Here is a 17,133-nt window from a genome sequence, read left to right as displayed (position 1 = left end):
ATCCCGTGCGACGCGGCATGCGTCGCGCCATGTTTCTACAGGGAGTGCAGATGCGTCACCGGGTCGCGATGCTGCTGTCGGGAATGTTCATTACCTTCGCCGGAACGACCGCTGCGCAAGGCGCGCCGGCATTTCCAGCCGAACCGCCGATACGGGATCTCGCGCCGCTCGTGGTCAGCGGCATCCAGCCCGGGCCGGGTCTGTGGAAGGTGCGACGCGGCGAGAACACGCTATGGATCCTCGGCACGGTTTCGCCGTTGCCACGTCGCATGGAATGGGAATCGCGCGATGTCGAGAAGGTGATCGCGCAGTCGCAGGAGGTGATCGAAGGCCCGGGCGTGCGTATTGATGCGGACCTCGGGTTCTTCGGCAAGTTGGCGCTGGCGCCGAAGGCGTTCGGTGCGCGCAAGAATCCCGATGGGCAGACCTTACAGCAGGTGGTGCCGCCGGAAATGTACGCGCGATGGCTCGTCCTCAAGGACAAGTACATCGGCGATGACCGTTCGGTGGAGTTCTATCGCCCGATCCTGGCGGCGATGGAGCTGTACAACGAAGCGATAGAGGACATCGGTCTGCGGCAGGGTGGCGTGGTGTGGCCCGTCGTGAAAAAACTGGCGAAGCGCCATGACGTGCCGCGCACCGAAACCATGGTGACGGTGATGATCCAGGACCCGAAGGCGGCGCTGAACGAGTTCCGCAGCTCGAAGCTGGAGGACCTGGACTGTTTCGCCAAGACGCTGCAGCGGTTGGAGTCCGACCTGGGCACGATGCGCGAGCGCGCCAATGCATGGGCGGTGGGCGATCTGGAAGCGCTGAGGGCGCTGCCCTACACCGATCAGAACGAAGCCTGCCTGCGTGCGGCCGCGCAGTCCGGCGTGCTGCGCAAGCGCACGAGCGACATCGAAGGGCAGGTGGCAGCGCGCTGGATCGGCGTGGCGGAAGCGGCGCTGGCGAAGAACCGGGTGACGTTCGCGGTGTTGCCGATGCGGGAGTTGCTCAAGCCCGATGGCTATGTCGCGAAGTTGCGGGCGAAGGGGTATGCGGTGGAGGAGCCGTCGGCTGCGGCGCCGGTAGAGGCGTCAGACGTGAAGGCAGAGAAGGCGCCAGAACGAACACCGGCGGGCCGGTAGCCGCGCCACGTCCGTGCCGTCATGCCCATATGCCGTCATCCCCGCGAAGGCGGGGTTCCAAGGCGCAGAGGTGTCACGCGCGACGTAGGGTGAGGCGACGGACAGTTGGATTCCCGCCTTCGCGGGAATGACAGCATGGCGGGGCTGACGAACTTCGCGAGGTAACGGCGCTCCCGCGTCGTCCGCACACAACTTACCCCGCGGCGCTCACCGCGATGCTCGCGCGCCCCAGATCCGGCCAGCGCTTGAGTACCGCGTCGCGAATGCCCGCCACATCCAGCCCCGATTCGGACAGCAGCTGCTCGCGGCTGGCGTGGTGCTGGAACTCGTCGGGCAGGCCCAGATGCAGGATCGGCAGCACGATGTTTTCAGAGGCGAGCAGTTCCGCCACGCCCGATCCCGCGCCACCGGCGACCACGTTGTCCTCGATCGTGACGAAGCCCTCATGGCTGCGCGCGAGTTCGAGGAGGAGCGCGCGATCCAGCGGCTTCACGAAACGCATGTTGACGACGGTGAGGCCCAGCTCCGCACCGACGGCTTCCGCCGCCGGCGTGACCGCGCCGAAGGCGAGCAACGCGATCTTCGAGCCACTGCGACGCACTTCGGCCTTGCCGATGGGCAACGTGTCGAGCGTGGACTGCACCGCAACGCCCGGGCCCGTGCCACGCGGATAACGCACGGCGGCGGGGCCAACATGGTGGTAGCCGGTGCTCAGCATCTGCCGGCATTCGTTCTCGTCGGCCGGCGCCATCACGACCATGTTCGGCACGCAGCGCAGGTAGCTCAGGTCGAGGTTGCCCGCGTGCGTAGCGCCGTCGGGGCCGACCACGCCGCCGCGGTCGATGGCGAACAGCACGTCGAGGTGTTGGATCGCCACGTCGTGCACGAGCTGGTCGTAGCCGCGCTGCAGGAACGTCGAATAGATCGCGACGACGGGCTTTGCGCCTTCGCACGCCATGCCCGCCGCCAGCGTCACGGCGTGTTGCTCGGCGATGGCGACGTCGAAGTAGCGCTGCGGGTATTCCTTGCTGAAGCGCACCAGGCCGGAGCCTTCGCGCATCGCCGGGGTGATGCCCAGCAGCTTCGGTTCGACGGCCGCCATGTCGCACAGCCACTCGCCGAAGACGTCGGTGTAGGTGGGCTTCTTCGCGCCGGGCTTGCTCACCAGGCCCTTCTCGGGATCGAACGGCCCGACGGCGTGGTAGCCGATCTGGTCGCCCTCGGCGAGCTCGTAGCCCTTGCCCTTGGTGGTGATGATGTGGAGCAGCTGCGGGCCCTTGAGGGTCTTGAGCGTCTTCAGCGCCGACAGCAACGCGGGCAGGTCGTGGCCGTCGATCGGGCCGGTGTAATGGAAGCCCATTTCCTCGAACAGCGTGGACGGCACGAACATGCCCTTCCAGTGCTCTTCCCAGCGCTTGACGAACTTCGCCGCCGGCTTGTTCTTGTCGCCCAGCAGGCGCTTGCCGCCTTCGCGGATCGCGTTGAGCGTGCGGCTGCCGGTGAGGCGCCCGAGCATCTGAGTCAGGCCGCCGACGTTCTCGGAAATCGACATCTGGTTGTCGTTGAGGATCACCAGCAGGTTCGGCTCGGGATCCATGCCGCCGCCGTGGTTCAGCGCCTCGAACGCCATGCCGGCGGTCATCGCGCCGTCGCCGATCACGGCCACGACCTTGCGGTCGTCGCCCATCTGCTGCAGCGCGATCGCCATGCCCAGCGCGGCGGAGATCGACGTGGACGAATGGCCTACGCCGAAGGTGTCGTATTCGCTTTCCTCGCGCTTGGGGAACGGCGCGACGCCGTCCTTCTGCTTGACCGTGTGGATGATGTCGCGACGGCCGGTGAGGATCTTGTGCGGGTAGGTCTGGTGGCCCACGTCCCACACCAGGCGGTCCACCGGCGTTTCGAACAGCCAGTGCAGGGCGACGGTGAGTTCGATCACGCCCAGACCCGCGCCGAAGTGGCCGCCGACGAGGGCGACCTGCTCGATCAGGTAGGCGCGCAGCTCCTCGGCGATCGCGGACAGTTCCTCTTCGGGGAACTGGCGCAGGTCGGCGGGAACCTGGATACGGGACAGGCGCGGATAACGTTGCGGGTCGATCATCACGCCATTGTCCCGCCGTCGTCGGGGGCGGGCAAGGATCGCGCCCCGCGTGTCGTCGACACCCTGTTCAGATGGCGGCGCAATGAGCGCCGCTGTGTCGGCTCAGCGGCCGCGCAATCGTCCGAACAGGCCGCTTCCGGCCTTGCCCGGGTCAACGGGCTCGGGTTCGCGCTCGGGTTCGGCGAAACCGGTGGCAAGGTTGGCATTGATGAAATCGGCCACTTCGGCCGGCGTCACGCCGCTGGCTTCGGCGATTTCCGACACCAGCGCCGGGCCCTTCATCATCACCGTGGCGATGCGGAAGTGCTTGGGGTACTCGCGTTCGGTCTGCGGCCACTTGACCATCAGGTAGCGGCGGCTGGCGTCGTGTTCGCCGGCCAGCGTGCCCTTGCCGGCGAGGAGGCTGCCGAACCACACCAGGCGCGAGAGCGGCATCGGCGCGCCCAGTCGCGCGCTTTCGCTGGCGAAGGTCGCTGCGTCCACGGGTACGAACTCGATGGATTCCAGGCGTCCTTCGAACAGGCGTGCCAACGGCTTCAGCGCGGCAGGGCCGTGATAGACGCGCTGGTCGAGATCGAGCAGCAGGCCTTCGTCGGCACCGCGCACGCGCACGCGGCCCTTGAGGCGATCGTTGGCGATCCAGTCGAGCAGGGTGCCTTCGGCGATCGACGGCGCGACTTCACGCGCGGGCTCGACGGCCACCGGGGCCGCCTCGACCGGTGCCGGCGGCGCAACGGGTTGCTGCGCTGCAACCGGTGCTGGCGCGGGCGTCGGGACGGGCGCGGGTGTGGGTGTGGGCGTCGGCGCAGGCACCGGAGGTGCAGGTGCAGCCGCGACAGGCGCCGGTGCCGCCGGCTTGGGTTCGGCCGCCACCGGGGCTTCGATCGTGATGCCGGCTTGCGAGGCGATGTCGCGCAGCAGGTTGCCGACACTGTTGGCATCGAACGGCTGGCCCAGCCGGTAATCGGCCTGCGTGCGCTGCGCAGCGGTCAGCGCGACCACGTTCTTGCCCGCTGCATGCAGGCGCAGCCAGCTCATCGGGCCGTACATGCTGTCCATGTCGACGATGACGTAGTCGGCATCGGCGTCGGGGACCAGCTGCCAGGCGCGGCCAAGACGGTCGTTCGCGGACTGGAAGGCCGCCTGCAGAGCGGACTCCGTCGTCGGGTCCATGCCGGTCAGGCCGAGGGTCAGGCGCATCGAGAATCCGTCGTATTTTTGCAATGGATGGCGAGTGTTGCGGACGCCCTCTCGGTCGTCAACGCGCGCAGAGCGTCGCATCTGAGCGTTTTAGGTCAGGCAGTAGGCGCGCGAGAAGCGGGATTCGGCAAAACCGCGATACGCGTCACGTCCCTGCCGCATTCACGCTTGCACGCGCGCGTTCTTCGGCAACTGGCTGCGCAGGAACGCCATCTGGTCGGCGAGGATGTTGCGGTTGGACAGGATCAGGTGCTCGACCCAGCTCGGCCGGTAAGGCACGGCCAGCAGCGGCATGCCGGCCTGCTGCGGCGTGCGGTTGCCCTTGCGCGAGTTGCAGTGGAAGCAGGCCGCGACCACGTTCTCCCAGATGTCGCGACCGCCCTTGGATACGGGCATGACGTGGTCGCGCGTGAGATGCGGCCGGCTGAAGTCGTGGCCGCAGTACAGGCACAGGTAACCGTCGCGTGCGAACAACGCGGCATTGGTCAGGGCAGGGGTGGGGTCGAGCGCGTGCGTCCGTGCATGGCTGCGCGCAGCCACGATGGGATGCAGTTCGATCACGCTCTGCTCGCCGGTGTGCCGGCTGATGCCGCCGTGCACCTGCAAACACGGATCGCCCAGTGTCCAGGCGACTGCACCGCGCACGTAGAGGCAGGTCGCGTCCTGCCAGCTCATCCAGTCGAGTACGCGCCCGTGCGCGTCCAGTGATAGCAGTCGAACCGAATTGAGACGGTCGATCGCGCCGCGCGGGGCGAAGGAGGGGTGGGCCGGATCCAGATCGGTTCCGGTTCGGACCAGGCGTAGCTTCGCTCTATCGGTCTCCATCGGGACACCAGCTTATACGCCATTGTTTACGTTTTGTGTACTTCAGGCCCGCGGACCATGCGATCCGCGGGCTGTGCGGGTCATGCCGCTTCGATGGGAAGCTCGGGCAGACCGGCCACGCCACTCTCCATGGCCGCTGCATGCGCGAGCGTGCGCGGCAGGATGCGGGCGAAGTAGAAGCGCGCCGTCGCGCGCTTGTCGGCCTTGAACGCCTGCGGATGCGACGAGGCTTCCGCCGCGACCACCGCGCGCGCCCACCAGTAGGCGAGGACGACGTAGCCGGAATACATCAGGTAGTCGTAGGACGCAGCGCCGATCTCGTCCGGGTTCTCGCACGCGCGGCCCGTCGCCGTCTGCGTGAGTTGCTGCCACTGCGCCGTCTTTTCGCGCAGCGGGCCGATGAACTCCGCCAGTGCGCCATCGTTCGCATGCTCTTCGCAGAAGGCCGTCACCTGCGCCAGGAAACCCTTCAGGCCCACGCCCTGCATCTGCAGGATCTTGCGGCCGAGCAGGTCGAGGGCCTGGATGCCGGTCGTGCCCTCATAAAGCGTGGTGATGCGGGCATCGCGCGCGAGCTGTTCCATGCCGTGCTCGGCGATGTAGCCGTGGCCGCCGAAGCACTGCAACGCGTGATAGGTGCACTCCACGCCCCATTCGGTCAGGCACGCCTTGACGATCGGCGTGAGGAAGCCGGCGATGGCGTCAGCCTGCTTGCGTTCGCCCGCGTCGGCGGCGTGTTCGGCAATGTCGCCCTGCAGCGCCGCGTCGTAGCCCATCAGGCGGCCGCCTTCGATCAGCGCTTTGCAGGTCAACAGCATGCGGCGCACGTCGGGGTGCACGATGATCGGATCGGCCGGCTTGTCGGGCCGCTTGGCGCCCGACAGCGCGCGCATCTGCAGGCGCTCGCGCGAATAGCGAAGCGCATTCTGCAACGCACGCTCGGACAGTCCCAGTCCCTGCAGGCCGACGCCCAGGCGCGCGGAGTTCATCATGGTGAACATCGCCATCAGGCCCTTGTGCGGCTCGCCCACCAGCCAGCCCTGCGCGCCGTCGAAGTTCATCACGCAGGTCGCCGAGCCGTGGATGCCCATCTTGTGTTCCAGGCTGCCGCAGCGCACCTCGTTGCGCGCGCCGGTGGCGCCGTCACGGCCGACGCGTTCGCGCGGCACCAGGAACAGCGAGATGCCTCGGCTGCCGGCCGGTGCGTCGGGCAGTCGCGCCAGCACCAGGTGCACGATGTTGTCGGTGAAGTCGTGCTCGCCGGCGGTGATGAAGATCTTGGTGCCCGTGACCGAATAGCTGCCGTCGCCGTTGGGCTCGGCGCGCGTCTTGAGCAGGCCCAGGTCGCTGCCGCAGTGCGGCTCGGTCAGGCACATCGTGCCGGTCCAGCGGCCGTCGACGAGCGGCTTGAGGAACACCTCCTGCTGCCAGGCCTCGCCGTGATGCAGCAGCGCTTCGACGGCGCCGTGCGAAAGCAGTGGGAAGTTGCCCCACGCCAGGTTCGCGGCGTCGATCATTTCCTTCAGCGGCACGCCGACGAGCTGCGGCAAGCCCTGTCCGCCGAACTCGGCCGGCGAGGTCAGCCCCGCCCAGCCACCCTCGACGAACTGCGCATAGGCCTGCTTGAAACCCGCCGGCGTGGTCACGCGCCCCGTCGCCTGGTCGAGCGTGCAGCCCTCGCGATCACCCACCGGATTGAGCGGCGCGAGCACGGTCTCGGTGAAGCGCCCGGCCTCGTCGAGCACGGCATCGAGCACGTCGCGCGTGGCATCGGTGAAACCCAGGCGCTGGAACTGCCCTTCGGCGCCCAGGACGTCGAAGAGGGCGAAACGGATGTCGTCGAGAGGTGCCTTGTAGCTGCTCATGGAAAGTCCGGGCAGACGCGCGTTGCGCGGTCGTGAATGAAGAGGTGGGTCAGCGCAGCACGCCGGGCAGGCCGGGCGCGGGGCTGAGCATGTTGTTGTTGCGGTCGATGTCGAAGCTGCGCAGCTTGCCCTCGTCGGGCGTGGCGTCGATGCGGCCGTTGAGGGAGTAGGCGAGGCTGCGACCCGACGCCAGCGCATCGGCGGCGGCGAGCTTGCCGGCGGCGTCGGGCATGACGGTCACGGTGATGACATCGGCCGATTCCGGGCCGATGGTCAGGTTGGGCTGCGCGCGCAGCCGGCCGGCTTCGTCATCGGCGATCTTGACCGCCAGGTCGACGGTTTCGAACCGCATCGGGATGCTGCTGAAGTTCTCGATGCGCAGTTCAGCCGACCAGCTGCCATCGGCGCGGACGGTAAGTTGCTGGATGCGGGCGGAAGGCTCCGACACCCGTCGCACCGGCCCGCTGGAACACCCCGCCATCAGCAGCGCGACCAGCGCCAGGGCCGTCCAACGTGTCCAGTGCATCGCCTTCATGCCGCCGCTCCGTCTGATGGGACGGCGAGCATACTACGGCGCACGGTGCGCCCAGCAGCTAACTCCGGTGGCCGCTAGGGGATGTAGGGAAATGCCGCGCGGGCGGGTCAGGTTGCCGCGGCTGGCGCCACGACCTGTGCGATCAGCGCCAGCGCTGCCACGGCGCTCCAGACGAACAGATGCCGCAACGCGGCGCGGCGCGCACGCTTGCGGCGGAAGTCGACTGGACGGCTGCCGGCCGGCGATGCGTAGGGGGTTCGCGGGGAGGCGTCGGCGTGAGTCGTTGCCACCGTTGGAACCCTCCCGGAAATGCCCGTGAACGCCTGACCCAGAAGAAAAAGCGCCCCGGCCCAGCTGGCTCACCTGCTCACGGTGACGGCCTTATCCATTGCTGAGCAGCATCCTTGCTTGCGCATGGCCGGGCTGCCGGGGCGGTGCTCAGGATCTGCCTTTTCGGGATGGGTCTTCCATCGGGTAATCGCGCTTGCTGGGGTAGGAAATTTCCTACGTTGGCTCTTCGGAGCGCGCGCTGTCGTTGGCCGACGTGCAGATGAGGCCCCGTTGTCTGCCTAGGGTTCGGCGCATACGGGGGCAGGCCGGTCATGTCATGGGTGCAGGTCGTCTGGCCCATGCTGGCATCGGCCAGCCTGACGTTGGGTCTGATCCATGCACTGATCTGGGCGCGCCAGCGTTCGATGCCGCAGCACCTGGCATTCGCGGTGGCCGCCATCTCGCTGGCCATCCTCTGCCTGCTGGAGCTGCAGGCCATCCACGCGCGGACTCCGTCGGAACTGGCGGGCCTGCTGCGATGGATGCACGTGCCGATCGCGGCGTTGGTCGTGTCGCTGGTGACCTTCGTCCACCTGTCGTTCGGGCCGAAGTACCTTGCCTTGGCGATCGCGGCGGTTGCGCTGCGCATGGCCGCGCTGGCGTTGAACTTCACGACCGGCGCGAACCTGAACTTCGCGTCGATCGCCGCGGTGGGGCGGGTCGAATGGGCGGGTGGCGTGGTCGTCTCATACCCGATCGGATCGCCCAACCCCTGGGTACTGGTCGCGCAGGCCGGCAATCTCCTGCTGGCCCTCTATGTATTCCTGGTCCTTACCTCGGCGCTGCGTTCCGGCAGCGCCGCGGAGCGACGCCACGCCATCATCATCTGCGGTGGCTGGCTGCTCTTCATCGGTCTGATGATGACGGCGGCGATCCTGATGACGCTCAACGCCATCAAGACGCCCTTCATCGGCAGCGCCAGCTTCCTGTTCGTGATCGTCGCGATGAGCTATCAGCTCACGACGAACCTGTTCGAGTCGAACCGTCTGGCCGTCGAGTTGCGCAACAGCGAACTGGTCCGCCTGAAGAGCATCGCCGAACTCGCGCAGCGTCGCGAGGAGGTCGCTCATCTGTCCCGCGTGACGATGCTGGGCGAATTGTCCGGCTCGCTCGCGCACGAACTCAACCAGCCGCTGGCCGCCATCCTCAGCAATGCGCAGGCCGCGCAACGCATGCTGCAACGCAATCCCGAGGGCCTGACCGAAGTCCGCGAAGTGCTCGGCGACATCGTGGCCGATGACCGCCGTGCCGGAGAAATCATCCGACGCCTGCGCTCGCTGCTGCGCAAGGAACCGGAGAGCCGGGCGGACATCGATGTGAACGATGTGCTTCGCGAGAGCCTGCGCCTGATGGACCACGACCTGCGAAGTCGCGGCATCACCGTGATCACGGACCTGGCCGTGGCGCTGCCGCCGGTGACCGCGGATCGCGTGCAGATCGAGCAGGTGGTGCTGAACCTGATCTTCAACGCGTGCGACGCCCTGCTCGCCGCCGAATCAAGGCGCATGACGATCCGTTCGCAAGTCACCGACGGATGGGTGAGGGTAACGGTGTCGGATGAAGGCCCGGGAATACCGGAGGCGGATCTGGAACGCATCTTCGAGCCGTTCCAGACCACCAAACTGAACGGCCTCGGCCTGGGCCTGGCCATCTGCCGCACGATTGCCGCCTCGCATCTGGGCCGGCTATGGGCGCAGAACAATGCGCCGGCACGCGGCGTGGGGTTTCATTTCGACCTTCCGGTGAGCAGTGCCAGGCGACGGCCGTGATCTCGATCGCGCGTGTCGCCGTCCATCGTCACGGCGCTCGTATGGCGATCAACGGTCTGTGTACGGCACGGATCTTGGCGAAGTGAAGCGTTCCGCGGCGCGAAACCGGGATTGGGCCAAGGGCCAATGGCGGGCGGAAATCCGCGGGCCTAGATTCGACCCGCCAATCCGGACGGATCCCCGTGCGATGCATGCACGCATGGCCGCGCACACGCAGGTCCGCACGCCACGGTCCGCGATCCAGTGGCCCATCCATATCGAGATCATCGCCATGAACGCATCGCCGAAGCATTTCGCGCTTGTCAGCGTATTGGTCTTGTCGAGTCTGTCGACGGCGTTCGCGGCCGATGGTGACAAGAGCAAGATCAAGGGCCTCATTACCGCTGTGCAGGGCAGCACGATCACCGTCAAGGACCAGAACAACGTCGAGCAGACGATCACCGTCGCGCCGGACACGCGCTACAAGCGGACCAAGGGCCTGACCGGTGTCATTCACGAGAAGGCCGAGCAGAGCGCGCTGATCCCCGGGCTTCCGATCACCGCCGACGTCGTGGCCGCAGGCAGCGGATTCAACGCGACCGAGATTTCGTTCAAGTCCGAAGACATGCGCACCGCGCAGCAGGTCCAGGCCGGCCTTGCGCCGACGACGGCGCGCATGGACGATTTCGGAACCTATGAGGCACTGGACACGGTGGAAGTGCTGTTCGACTCCGGCAGCGCGTCCATTTCCTCCAAGGGCAAGTCCGACCTCGATGCCCTCGCCGCGAAGGCGAAGGACACGAAGAACTACCAGGTCGTCTTGCAGGGCTTCACCGATTCCACCGGCAATGCCGCGGCGAATCAGCGACTGAGCTCGCGGCGCGCCGATGCGGTGTCCAACTATCTCCAGCAGAACGCAGGGTTGGCGCCCGGACGCGTGCGCGCCGGCGATGGCATGGGCGTGGCGAGCGACGCCGGTGCCGGTAGCAATGCCAGCGCGAGAAAGGTGGTCGTGAAGCTGGTCGTCGACAAGGGCGTGCAGGCCGGCGCCAAGTAATCCGGCCGGCACGACGGGAGAAGCCGCATGCGTATCCGCGCATCCGCGCTGCTGGCGATGGCGCTGCTGACCGGCAGCGCCATCGCGACGGGCCAGGCCAACGCGCAGGGCACGTCGCCGCCGGCGTCCGCAAGCGACGCGGGCGCCCAGGCGTTCAGCCGTGAAGAACTCGACCAGATGATGGCGCCGGTGGCGCTGTATCCGGACTCGCTGCTCGCGCAGGTGTTGATGGCGTCGACCTATCCGGGCGATGTCGCCGATGCGGTGGCATGGTCGAAGGCGCACAAGGATGCCAAGGGCGAGGAGGCGGTGAAGCAGGTTGCGAACCAGCCCTGGGATCCGAGCGTGCAATCGCTCGTCGCGTTCCCGCAGCTGCTTGCCGTGCTGGGGCAGGATCCGTCGTGGGTGCAGCGAATGGGCGACGCGTTCCTTGCGCAACCCGATGCGGTGATGGAATCCGTGCAGCGACTGCGCAGGCAGGCCGAAGCGGCAGGCAACCTCAAGTCGACCGAGCAGCAGAAGGTCACAACGCAGCCCGCGCCATCGGGAACGACGGGCGCGGCGCAGCAGACCATCGTCATCGAACCGGCGAACCCGGAGGTCGTCTACGTCCCCAGCTACAACCCCAGCGTGGTCTACGGGAGCTGGGCGTATCCGTCGTATCCGCCGTACTACTACCCGCCGCCGGCGTACTACTACCCCGGCGCGGCGCTCTTCAGCTTCGGCGTGGGCGTGGCCATCGGCGGCGCGCTGTGGGGCGACCTCGACTGGGGCCACAGCGATATCGACATCGACGTGGACCGCTACAACAACATCAACTCCAATCGCCAGATCAATCGCAACGAGAACACATGGCGCCATGACGCCGCCAATCGCGATGGCGTGCCGTATCGCGATCGCGCCAGTCGCGAGCAGTTCGGCCGCCAGCTCGACGGCGCAGGCCAGCGCGATGGCTACCGTGGTCGCGACCAGGCGCGTACCGCGGATCGCGATCGCGCGCGGCAATCGCTGGAGCAGCGCGGCTTCGAGGCGCCCGCGGCGAGCAATCGCGAAGCACGCGAACGCGCGGGACAGGCTTCGCGCGAGTTCGAGCGCCAGCCAGGATCGCGACAGCAGGCCGGAACGCGCGACACGCGCGCAGGATCGCCGTCGGTGTCCAACAACCAGGCCAGGCAGGGCGCCCGTGAACGCAACGCCGGCGCACATCAGGGCAACAACGCCTTCGCGGGCGCGCGCGATCCGGGCCAGTCGCGCGCCACGTCCAATCGCGGGCACGGCAGCTATTCCGCATCGCAGCGTCCTTCGAGTTCGCGCGGCGGCGGCAGTCGTCCCGTTTCGCGTCCCGCACGACCGCCATCGCGCGGCGGCGGTCGCCGTCGCTGAAGGAGAGGCTCGATGATCCGTCCGATCCGTCTCCCGCTGCTGGTGTGCCTGGCGGCGCTTGCATGGCCGGCGCAGGCCCAGCAGTCGTTCCCGACGCCGGATGCCGCCGCGCAGGCGCTGGTTGCCGCGCTTGGTGCGAGCAAGGCCGACGAGGCGAAGCTGTCCGCCGTGCTCGGCCCGGATTGGAAAACCTATATCCCGGTCGGCAGCGTGGATCGTGAGGACGTCGACGCCTTCCTCAAGCGTTATCGCCAGCGCCATTCCTTCCAGTCGCCATCGCCGACGCGGGCGATCCTCGTCGTGGGCCCGGAAGCGTGGACGCTGCCGGTTCCCTTGGAGAAGGGCACGAGCGGCTGGGCATTCAACCTGAAGGCCGGTGAGCCGGAAATCCGCGCGCGACGCATCGGCCGCAATGAGCTGGACACGGTGCAGGCGATGCTCGCCTATCACGATGCACAGATGGACTACGCCTCGGTGGATCGCAACGGTGATGGCGTGCTCGAGTACGCGCGCAAGTTCGTCAGCACCGACGGAAAGCACGACGGGCTGTACTGGGACGACAAGAACGACGAAGAGAGTCCGCTGGGCCCGCTGTTCGGCGACGACACGCCGCAGGGCGAGTGGCATGGTTACCACTTCCGCATCCTCGAGGCGCAGGGGCCGTCGGCGCCACGCGGGGCCTACAGCTATCTCCTCGGCGACCACATGAGCCGCGGCTTCGCGCTGGTCGCATGGCCCGCGCGCTACGGCGACAGCGGCGTCATGAGCTTCATCATCAGCCACGACGGGCAGGTGTTCGAGCAGGACCTCGGCCCGGAAGGCGGCGGCATCGCGAAGGCGATGACGAAATTCGATCCGGACAGCGGCTGGAAGGAAATCGACAGCGCGACCATTGCTTCGGCCGCGTCGCCGAGCACGCCCTAACCACTGCGTGAGCCATGCAGCCGGGACACGCCCGGCTGCATCCGGTGCGACTCATCCACGCAGCGTCTTGAACCCTTCGCGCACGTCCTTGGAAAGCAGCGCGGGCTGTTCCCACGCCGCATAGTGCCCGCCCTTCGCGGGGCGGTTGTAGTACACGAGCTTGGGATACGCCTTCTCGGACCAGCTCTTCGGAGCGGTATAGAGTTCGTCGGGAAATGCGCTGACCGCGACCGGGATCGTGACGCCCTTGACTGCGAAGTAGGGCGTCTTGTTCTCCCAGTAAAGCTGCGCCGCGGAGATCGGCGTATTGGTCAGCCAGAACAGGGTGATGTTGTCGAGCACGTCATCCGGCGTCAGTCCTTCGGGAGTTCCGTTCACCGAGCGCGCGATCATGTCGTAGCTCTTGGGATCGTGATCGAGCATGAAAGCCGCCAGCCCCACCGGCGAATCCGAAAGCCCCGTCAATGTCTGGGGCCTGTCGCCCATCATGATCGCGTAGCCGATGTGCTTGTAGGTGAAGAGGAGTTGCTCGCAGCAGTGGCGTTCTTCTTCCGACAGGCCTTCCGGAATGGCTTGGCCATGGAACATCGCCTGGTCAATCTCGGGTGGAACCACGCCGGCCATGTTGGTGTGGATGCCGACGAGGCCGGGCGGCTTCTTGAGCGCCATCAGGTCCACGACGATCGCGCCCCAGTCGCCGCCCTGCGCTCCCCACTTCGTATAGCCGAGACGCTTCATGAGTTCGTTGTATGCGTCGGCGATGCGCGGGGGATTCCAGCCGGTCGCCGTGGGCTTTCCGGAGAAGCCGTAGCCCGGCATCGAAGGAATGATCAGATGGAATGCATCGGCCTCGGTGCCGCCGTGCGCGGTGGGATCGGTGAGCGGGCCGATCAGCTTCATCTGCTCGACGAAGGATCCCGGCCATCCGTGCGCCACCAGCAACGGAAGCGCGTTCTCATGCTTGGACTTGGCATGCATGAAATGGATGTCCAGCCCGTCGATGTTGGTGATGAAGTTGGGAACGGAGTTGATCCGGGCTTCCGTCTTGCGCCAGTCGTAGTTCTTCGCCCAATGGTCGGCGAGCTTCTTCATCACGGCCAACTGGACGCCCTGAGTGGAGTCGTTCACCGTTTCGCGCTCGGGCCAACGGGTGGCCTCGATGCGACGTTTCAGGTCCGCCAGGTCGGCCTGCGTAGCTTTGAATTCGAACGGCCGGATCTCGGCGGACGCGCTGGCCGCTGCCGGCTTCTTCTCTGCGACTTCGTTCATGGCTTTGTTCCCGTCTGAGCAACTGAGCAGTCCGAGCGGTGCGGCAGCGATCGTCGCGGCCGCAGCTCCGCAGAGCCTGCGTCTGGTCAAAAGGTCAGGGTGAGTCACCTTCCGCATACGATCTCCTCCGGCGTGCAGTTACCTGTCACGTGGATGCACTCCACATGGTGGGGAAGAGCTGAAAGCGCTCGTTTCAACAGGGTTTTCCGAGGGCAATGCGCCAGGCCTTCGAGAGCGTTCGCCGACGAAGCAACCGTCGATCCATCGGGGCGCGCGCACTCCGTGCGCGACACGCGCGTGAGAGATTCACTTCGGGATGTTCCAGTCCTGTGCAGCCATTGCGGCTGCCGGAACACCATCTCAGCGTGCCTGCCAGCATCGATTGATACGCCGCGGATGAATCAATCGCAACTGCCATTCGTCGCAAGCGAGTTGGCGCGCAACTTGCTTTGGAAGCTGGCGTGAAAGGGACAGCGTTTGCCGCTTCGCTTACGCGACCGCGCGTTGTTGGAAAGGAGTCTTTCGTTGTTGCGTCGTCAACGCGTTCCGTTCCTTCCAGTGCATGGCGGTCCATGTCGAAAGGCGAGTGAAGCTCGGCGATCAAGCAGCTGCGCGCTGCGCATGCCGCAGTGTCATCGAGCATTGCGGCTACCGAACGGCCGCGTGTCGCGGCTCTTGGTCGTTTCACCATCGCTTCACGACGGGGAGCGTAACTCGCTCGTGAACCTAGGCGCCTCAACTCCAACCGCGAAGGGGATCAGGATGAAAGCGAAGTTCGGTACTTTCGGGCTGTGCGTGGTGTTGTCTCTTCTGATGGTTCCCGACTTGATGGCGCAGACCGTCGGCAGCAGCGAGGTCGGGACAGCCCGCTCAGTGGAGTGGGGCAAGGTCCGGCGCGTGCTGGCAGTGACCATCCAGAACGACTCGCGCGGTGTAGGAACCGCCACCGGTGCCGCCCTGGGCGGCATCGCCGGGAGCACGATCGGCGGCGGACGCCGGGCGAACACGGCCGGTGCGGTGGCCGGTGCAGTCGCAGGTGGCGCGGTCGGAAACCGCGCGAGCCGCGGAGGCAGATCCGGCATCGAAGTGACCGTCGAACTGGAGTCCGGCCGCACCATCGCGGTCACGCAGGAAGGAAGCGTCAATGAGTTCCGCGTGGGTGACCGCGTCCAGGTCGCATCCGACGGCAGGACGACACGCGTCAGTCGCTGAGAGAACGTCGGCCGACCGCGCCGAGGTTTCAAGAAGCAAAAGCCCAGTAAGGCCGTCGGGCCTTACTGGGCTACGATTGTTCATGGTGACCCGCTGCGCCGCCCGTCCTGGAGGCCATGGACGCGTCCGCCCATGCGCTGAAGAGGATCCTAGCGCACAGCCAAGAAGCTGACGCTGCTGCTGGTTACATTACGGATGACGTTGAGCAGCTCACGGCTCCGATTGAGCGCTTGAGCGGTTCGCGGTGCAGGTGAGAAGTTGGTGACTCTGAGACGTCGATCAGGCGCGTGATGCGGTGCATCTATTCCTTGTTCAAATTGCCGAGAGCGGTCGCCGCGGCATGGGCCGCGGCGACGCAAACCGTCAAACAATCTTGGTCTTGATCTTCGAAACACCGATATAAGGCTCGCCGGGCCCCTGGTACACCGTGTCATCGCCTGGGAATAGGGTGTACGTGTTGTACGCCTCACCCATGATGGTCGCCCAGTACACCTTCACCTCGATCGATTTGGACGGATGCGAGTTCCGCAATCTGATTGAAGGGCCTTCAAGAACCATGGAATGGATGTAACCGCACCCGTTGCCGCTGCACGGGATGCCAAGCAGGGCCTTGCTCTTGTCCTGTTCCACGGAAGTCTCGTGGCCAGTCTGATGGGCGTGATGCTTCGCACTGTTCTCCGCTACGACGTACTGGTTTGTAGCGCCTCGGATGCGTCGGTTCTCTGTTTTGCAGAAGGCGTAATAGAAGGTGTTCGGTTCGTCGGCGATTGGACAAACGATGCCGTCGAGTTCTTCCTCTTGCTGCTGCTCCATTCAATCCCCCTGTGGATTTGACGCGGGCCATGCGGCAGAACTTCGCCGCCTTGGAAGCGTAAGAGTGCCGAGGCACCGCCACAAGCTGCGATTTGGGGAGGTGCCGAGCGGGCTAACGACTAGCCACCAAGCCGCGGTTACGACAGGAGCGGTTTCCGACGAGGCCGACTTGATGCCGCGCTTTCGGCCACGCGGGACGCGGTGCCGGAAACGCCCGGCGGCGACTGTATTGAGGACGTCGGCATCAGGCGCCAAGAACGTGAAACTTGCTCGCAAGCGCGGCAGCAAATCCGATTCGAGAAGTGAGGTGGCCCTCATGAGGTCCTCGGTGCCTCCATCGAGCCAGTCGTGCGTGTAATGCACGAGCCGGTGTCGCAACTCCATCAGCGTCTTTGCCGATTGCCAGGCGCTGCCATCTAAGGCGATCAGTTCTGCACCGCTGGCTTCCAAGTGCTCGTTTAGCCTCAGCAGCGCACCAGGTTGACCACGTAACTTCCGCGGCCTCCCCGGGTTCCGGCAACTGCGCACAACAAAAAGCCCAGTAAGGCCGGTGGCCTTACTGGGCTTTTGAATTTGAATGGTGGCCGGGGAGGGAATCGAACCCCCGACACGGGGATTTTCAATCCCTTCGTTAGGCATCCCGAGCTGTCCCGCCAGATCCCTGTGGTATCAGTAACGTGCTGAAAACGCTTGGTATAGTGGTCTTGTGGCGTCCCTTGTTGTCCCGCACAATCCTGTAAC

The 17,133-nt window shown here is 66.1% G+C and carries 14 protein-coding genes; 6 read left to right on the top strand and 8 right to left on the bottom strand.

What is annotated here, in order from left to right; translation table 11 throughout:
- The first annotated feature begins 50 nt into the window (after nt 1-50).
- Nucleotides 51-1,130 carry a TraB/GumN family protein gene (locus JI752_RS09725; protein ID WP_216962958.1) on the top strand — a complete coding sequence of 360 codons (1,080 nt, stop codon included), beginning with the start codon at nt 51-53 and terminating at the stop codon, nt 1,128-1,130.
- Between the two features lie 193 nt (nt 1,131-1,323).
- On the opposite strand, the gene dxs is transcribed toward JI752_RS09725, so the two are convergent.
- The 6 genes from dxs to JI752_RS09695 form a co-directional block, all read right to left on the bottom strand.
- Nucleotides 1,324-3,231 carry a 1-deoxy-D-xylulose-5-phosphate synthase gene (dxs, locus tag JI752_RS09720; RefSeq protein ID WP_216962955.1) on the bottom strand — a complete coding sequence of 636 codons (1,908 nt, stop codon included), beginning with the start codon at nt 3,229-3,231 and terminating at the stop codon, nt 1,324-1,326.
- A 102-nt stretch (nt 3,232-3,333) separates the two neighbouring features.
- Nucleotides 3,334-4,431, bottom strand: a complete 1,098-nt coding sequence (locus tag JI752_RS09715; RefSeq protein WP_216962952.1) for a hypothetical protein — start codon at nt 4,429-4,431, stop codon at nt 3,334-3,336.
- A gap of 162 nt (nt 4,432-4,593) precedes the next feature.
- Nucleotides 4,594-5,256, bottom strand: coding sequence for an HNH endonuclease (locus JI752_RS09710; protein ID WP_216962949.1), 663 nt, complete (start codon nt 5,254-5,256; stop codon nt 4,594-4,596).
- A gap of 80 nt (nt 5,257-5,336) precedes the next feature.
- Nucleotides 5,337-7,121 (bottom strand): acyl-CoA dehydrogenase C-terminal domain-containing protein, encoded by a 1,785-nt coding sequence (locus tag JI752_RS09705; RefSeq protein WP_216962946.1) that lies wholly within the window; start codon nt 7,119-7,121, stop codon nt 5,337-5,339.
- Nucleotides 7,122-7,170: 49 nt separating this feature from the next.
- Complete coding sequence (locus tag JI752_RS09700; RefSeq protein WP_216964239.1) at nt 7,171-7,647, bottom strand: LEA type 2 family protein; 477 nt, start codon at nt 7,645-7,647, stop codon at nt 7,171-7,173.
- A gap of 116 nt (nt 7,648-7,763) precedes the next feature.
- Nucleotides 7,764-7,946, bottom strand: a complete 183-nt coding sequence (locus tag JI752_RS09695; protein WP_216962943.1) for a hypothetical protein — start codon at nt 7,944-7,946, stop codon at nt 7,764-7,766.
- 312 nt (nt 7,947-8,258) lie between these two features.
- On the opposite strand from JI752_RS09695, the gene JI752_RS09690 reads away from it, so the two are divergent.
- From JI752_RS09690 to JI752_RS09675, 4 genes are read left to right on the top strand one after another with little or no spacing between them, the layout of a single operon-like run.
- Entirely contained in the window at nt 8,259-9,755 is a 1,497-nt protein-coding gene (locus JI752_RS09690) for an ATP-binding protein (protein ID WP_216962941.1), read from the top strand.
- Nucleotides 9,736-10,791: an OmpA family protein gene (locus tag JI752_RS19525; protein WP_216962938.1), complete on the top strand. Its 1,056-nt coding sequence runs from the start codon at nt 9,736-9,738 to the stop codon at nt 10,789-10,791. Before JI752_RS09690 ends, JI752_RS19525 begins: the two co-directional genes overlap by 20 nt.
- Nucleotides 10,792-10,818: 27 nt before the next feature.
- Nucleotides 10,819-12,174 carry a DUF3300 domain-containing protein gene (locus JI752_RS09680; RefSeq protein WP_254200531.1) on the top strand — a complete coding sequence of 452 codons (1,356 nt, stop codon included), beginning with the start codon at nt 10,819-10,821 and terminating at the stop codon, nt 12,172-12,174.
- Between the two features lie 12 nt (nt 12,175-12,186).
- A complete protein-coding gene (locus JI752_RS09675; RefSeq protein ID WP_216962934.1) occupies nt 12,187-13,098 on the top strand; it encodes a DUF2950 domain-containing protein in 912 nt (303 codons plus the stop codon).
- A gap of 51 nt (nt 13,099-13,149) precedes the next feature.
- On the opposite strand, the gene JI752_RS09670 is transcribed toward JI752_RS09675, so the two are convergent.
- Complete coding sequence (locus JI752_RS09670; protein ID WP_216962932.1) at nt 13,150-14,484, bottom strand: epoxide hydrolase family protein; 1,335 nt, start codon at nt 14,482-14,484, stop codon at nt 13,150-13,152.
- Nucleotides 14,485-15,129: 645 nt separating this feature from the next.
- On the opposite strand from JI752_RS09670, the gene JI752_RS09665 reads away from it, so the two are divergent.
- A complete protein-coding gene (locus JI752_RS09665) occupies nt 15,130-15,579 on the top strand; it encodes a glycine zipper 2TM domain-containing protein (protein ID WP_216962929.1) in 450 nt (149 codons plus the stop codon).
- A gap of 363 nt (nt 15,580-15,942) precedes the next feature.
- Here the strand turns inward: JI752_RS09665 and JI752_RS09660 are convergent, their stop codons facing one another.
- Entirely contained in the window at nt 15,943-16,392 is a 450-nt protein-coding gene (locus JI752_RS09660) for a hypothetical protein (RefSeq protein WP_216962926.1), read from the bottom strand.
- Nucleotides 16,393-17,133: the final 741 nt, after the last annotated feature.

The sequence above is a fragment of the Lysobacter sp. MMG2 genome (genome assembly GCF_016735495.2).
In the GTDB taxonomy this organism is placed as follows: Bacteria; Pseudomonadota; Gammaproteobacteria; order Xanthomonadales; family Xanthomonadaceae; genus Lysobacter_J.
The sequence above is the reverse complement of the archived record's forward strand: the minus strand, read 5'-3'. Positions and strand labels throughout refer to the sequence as shown.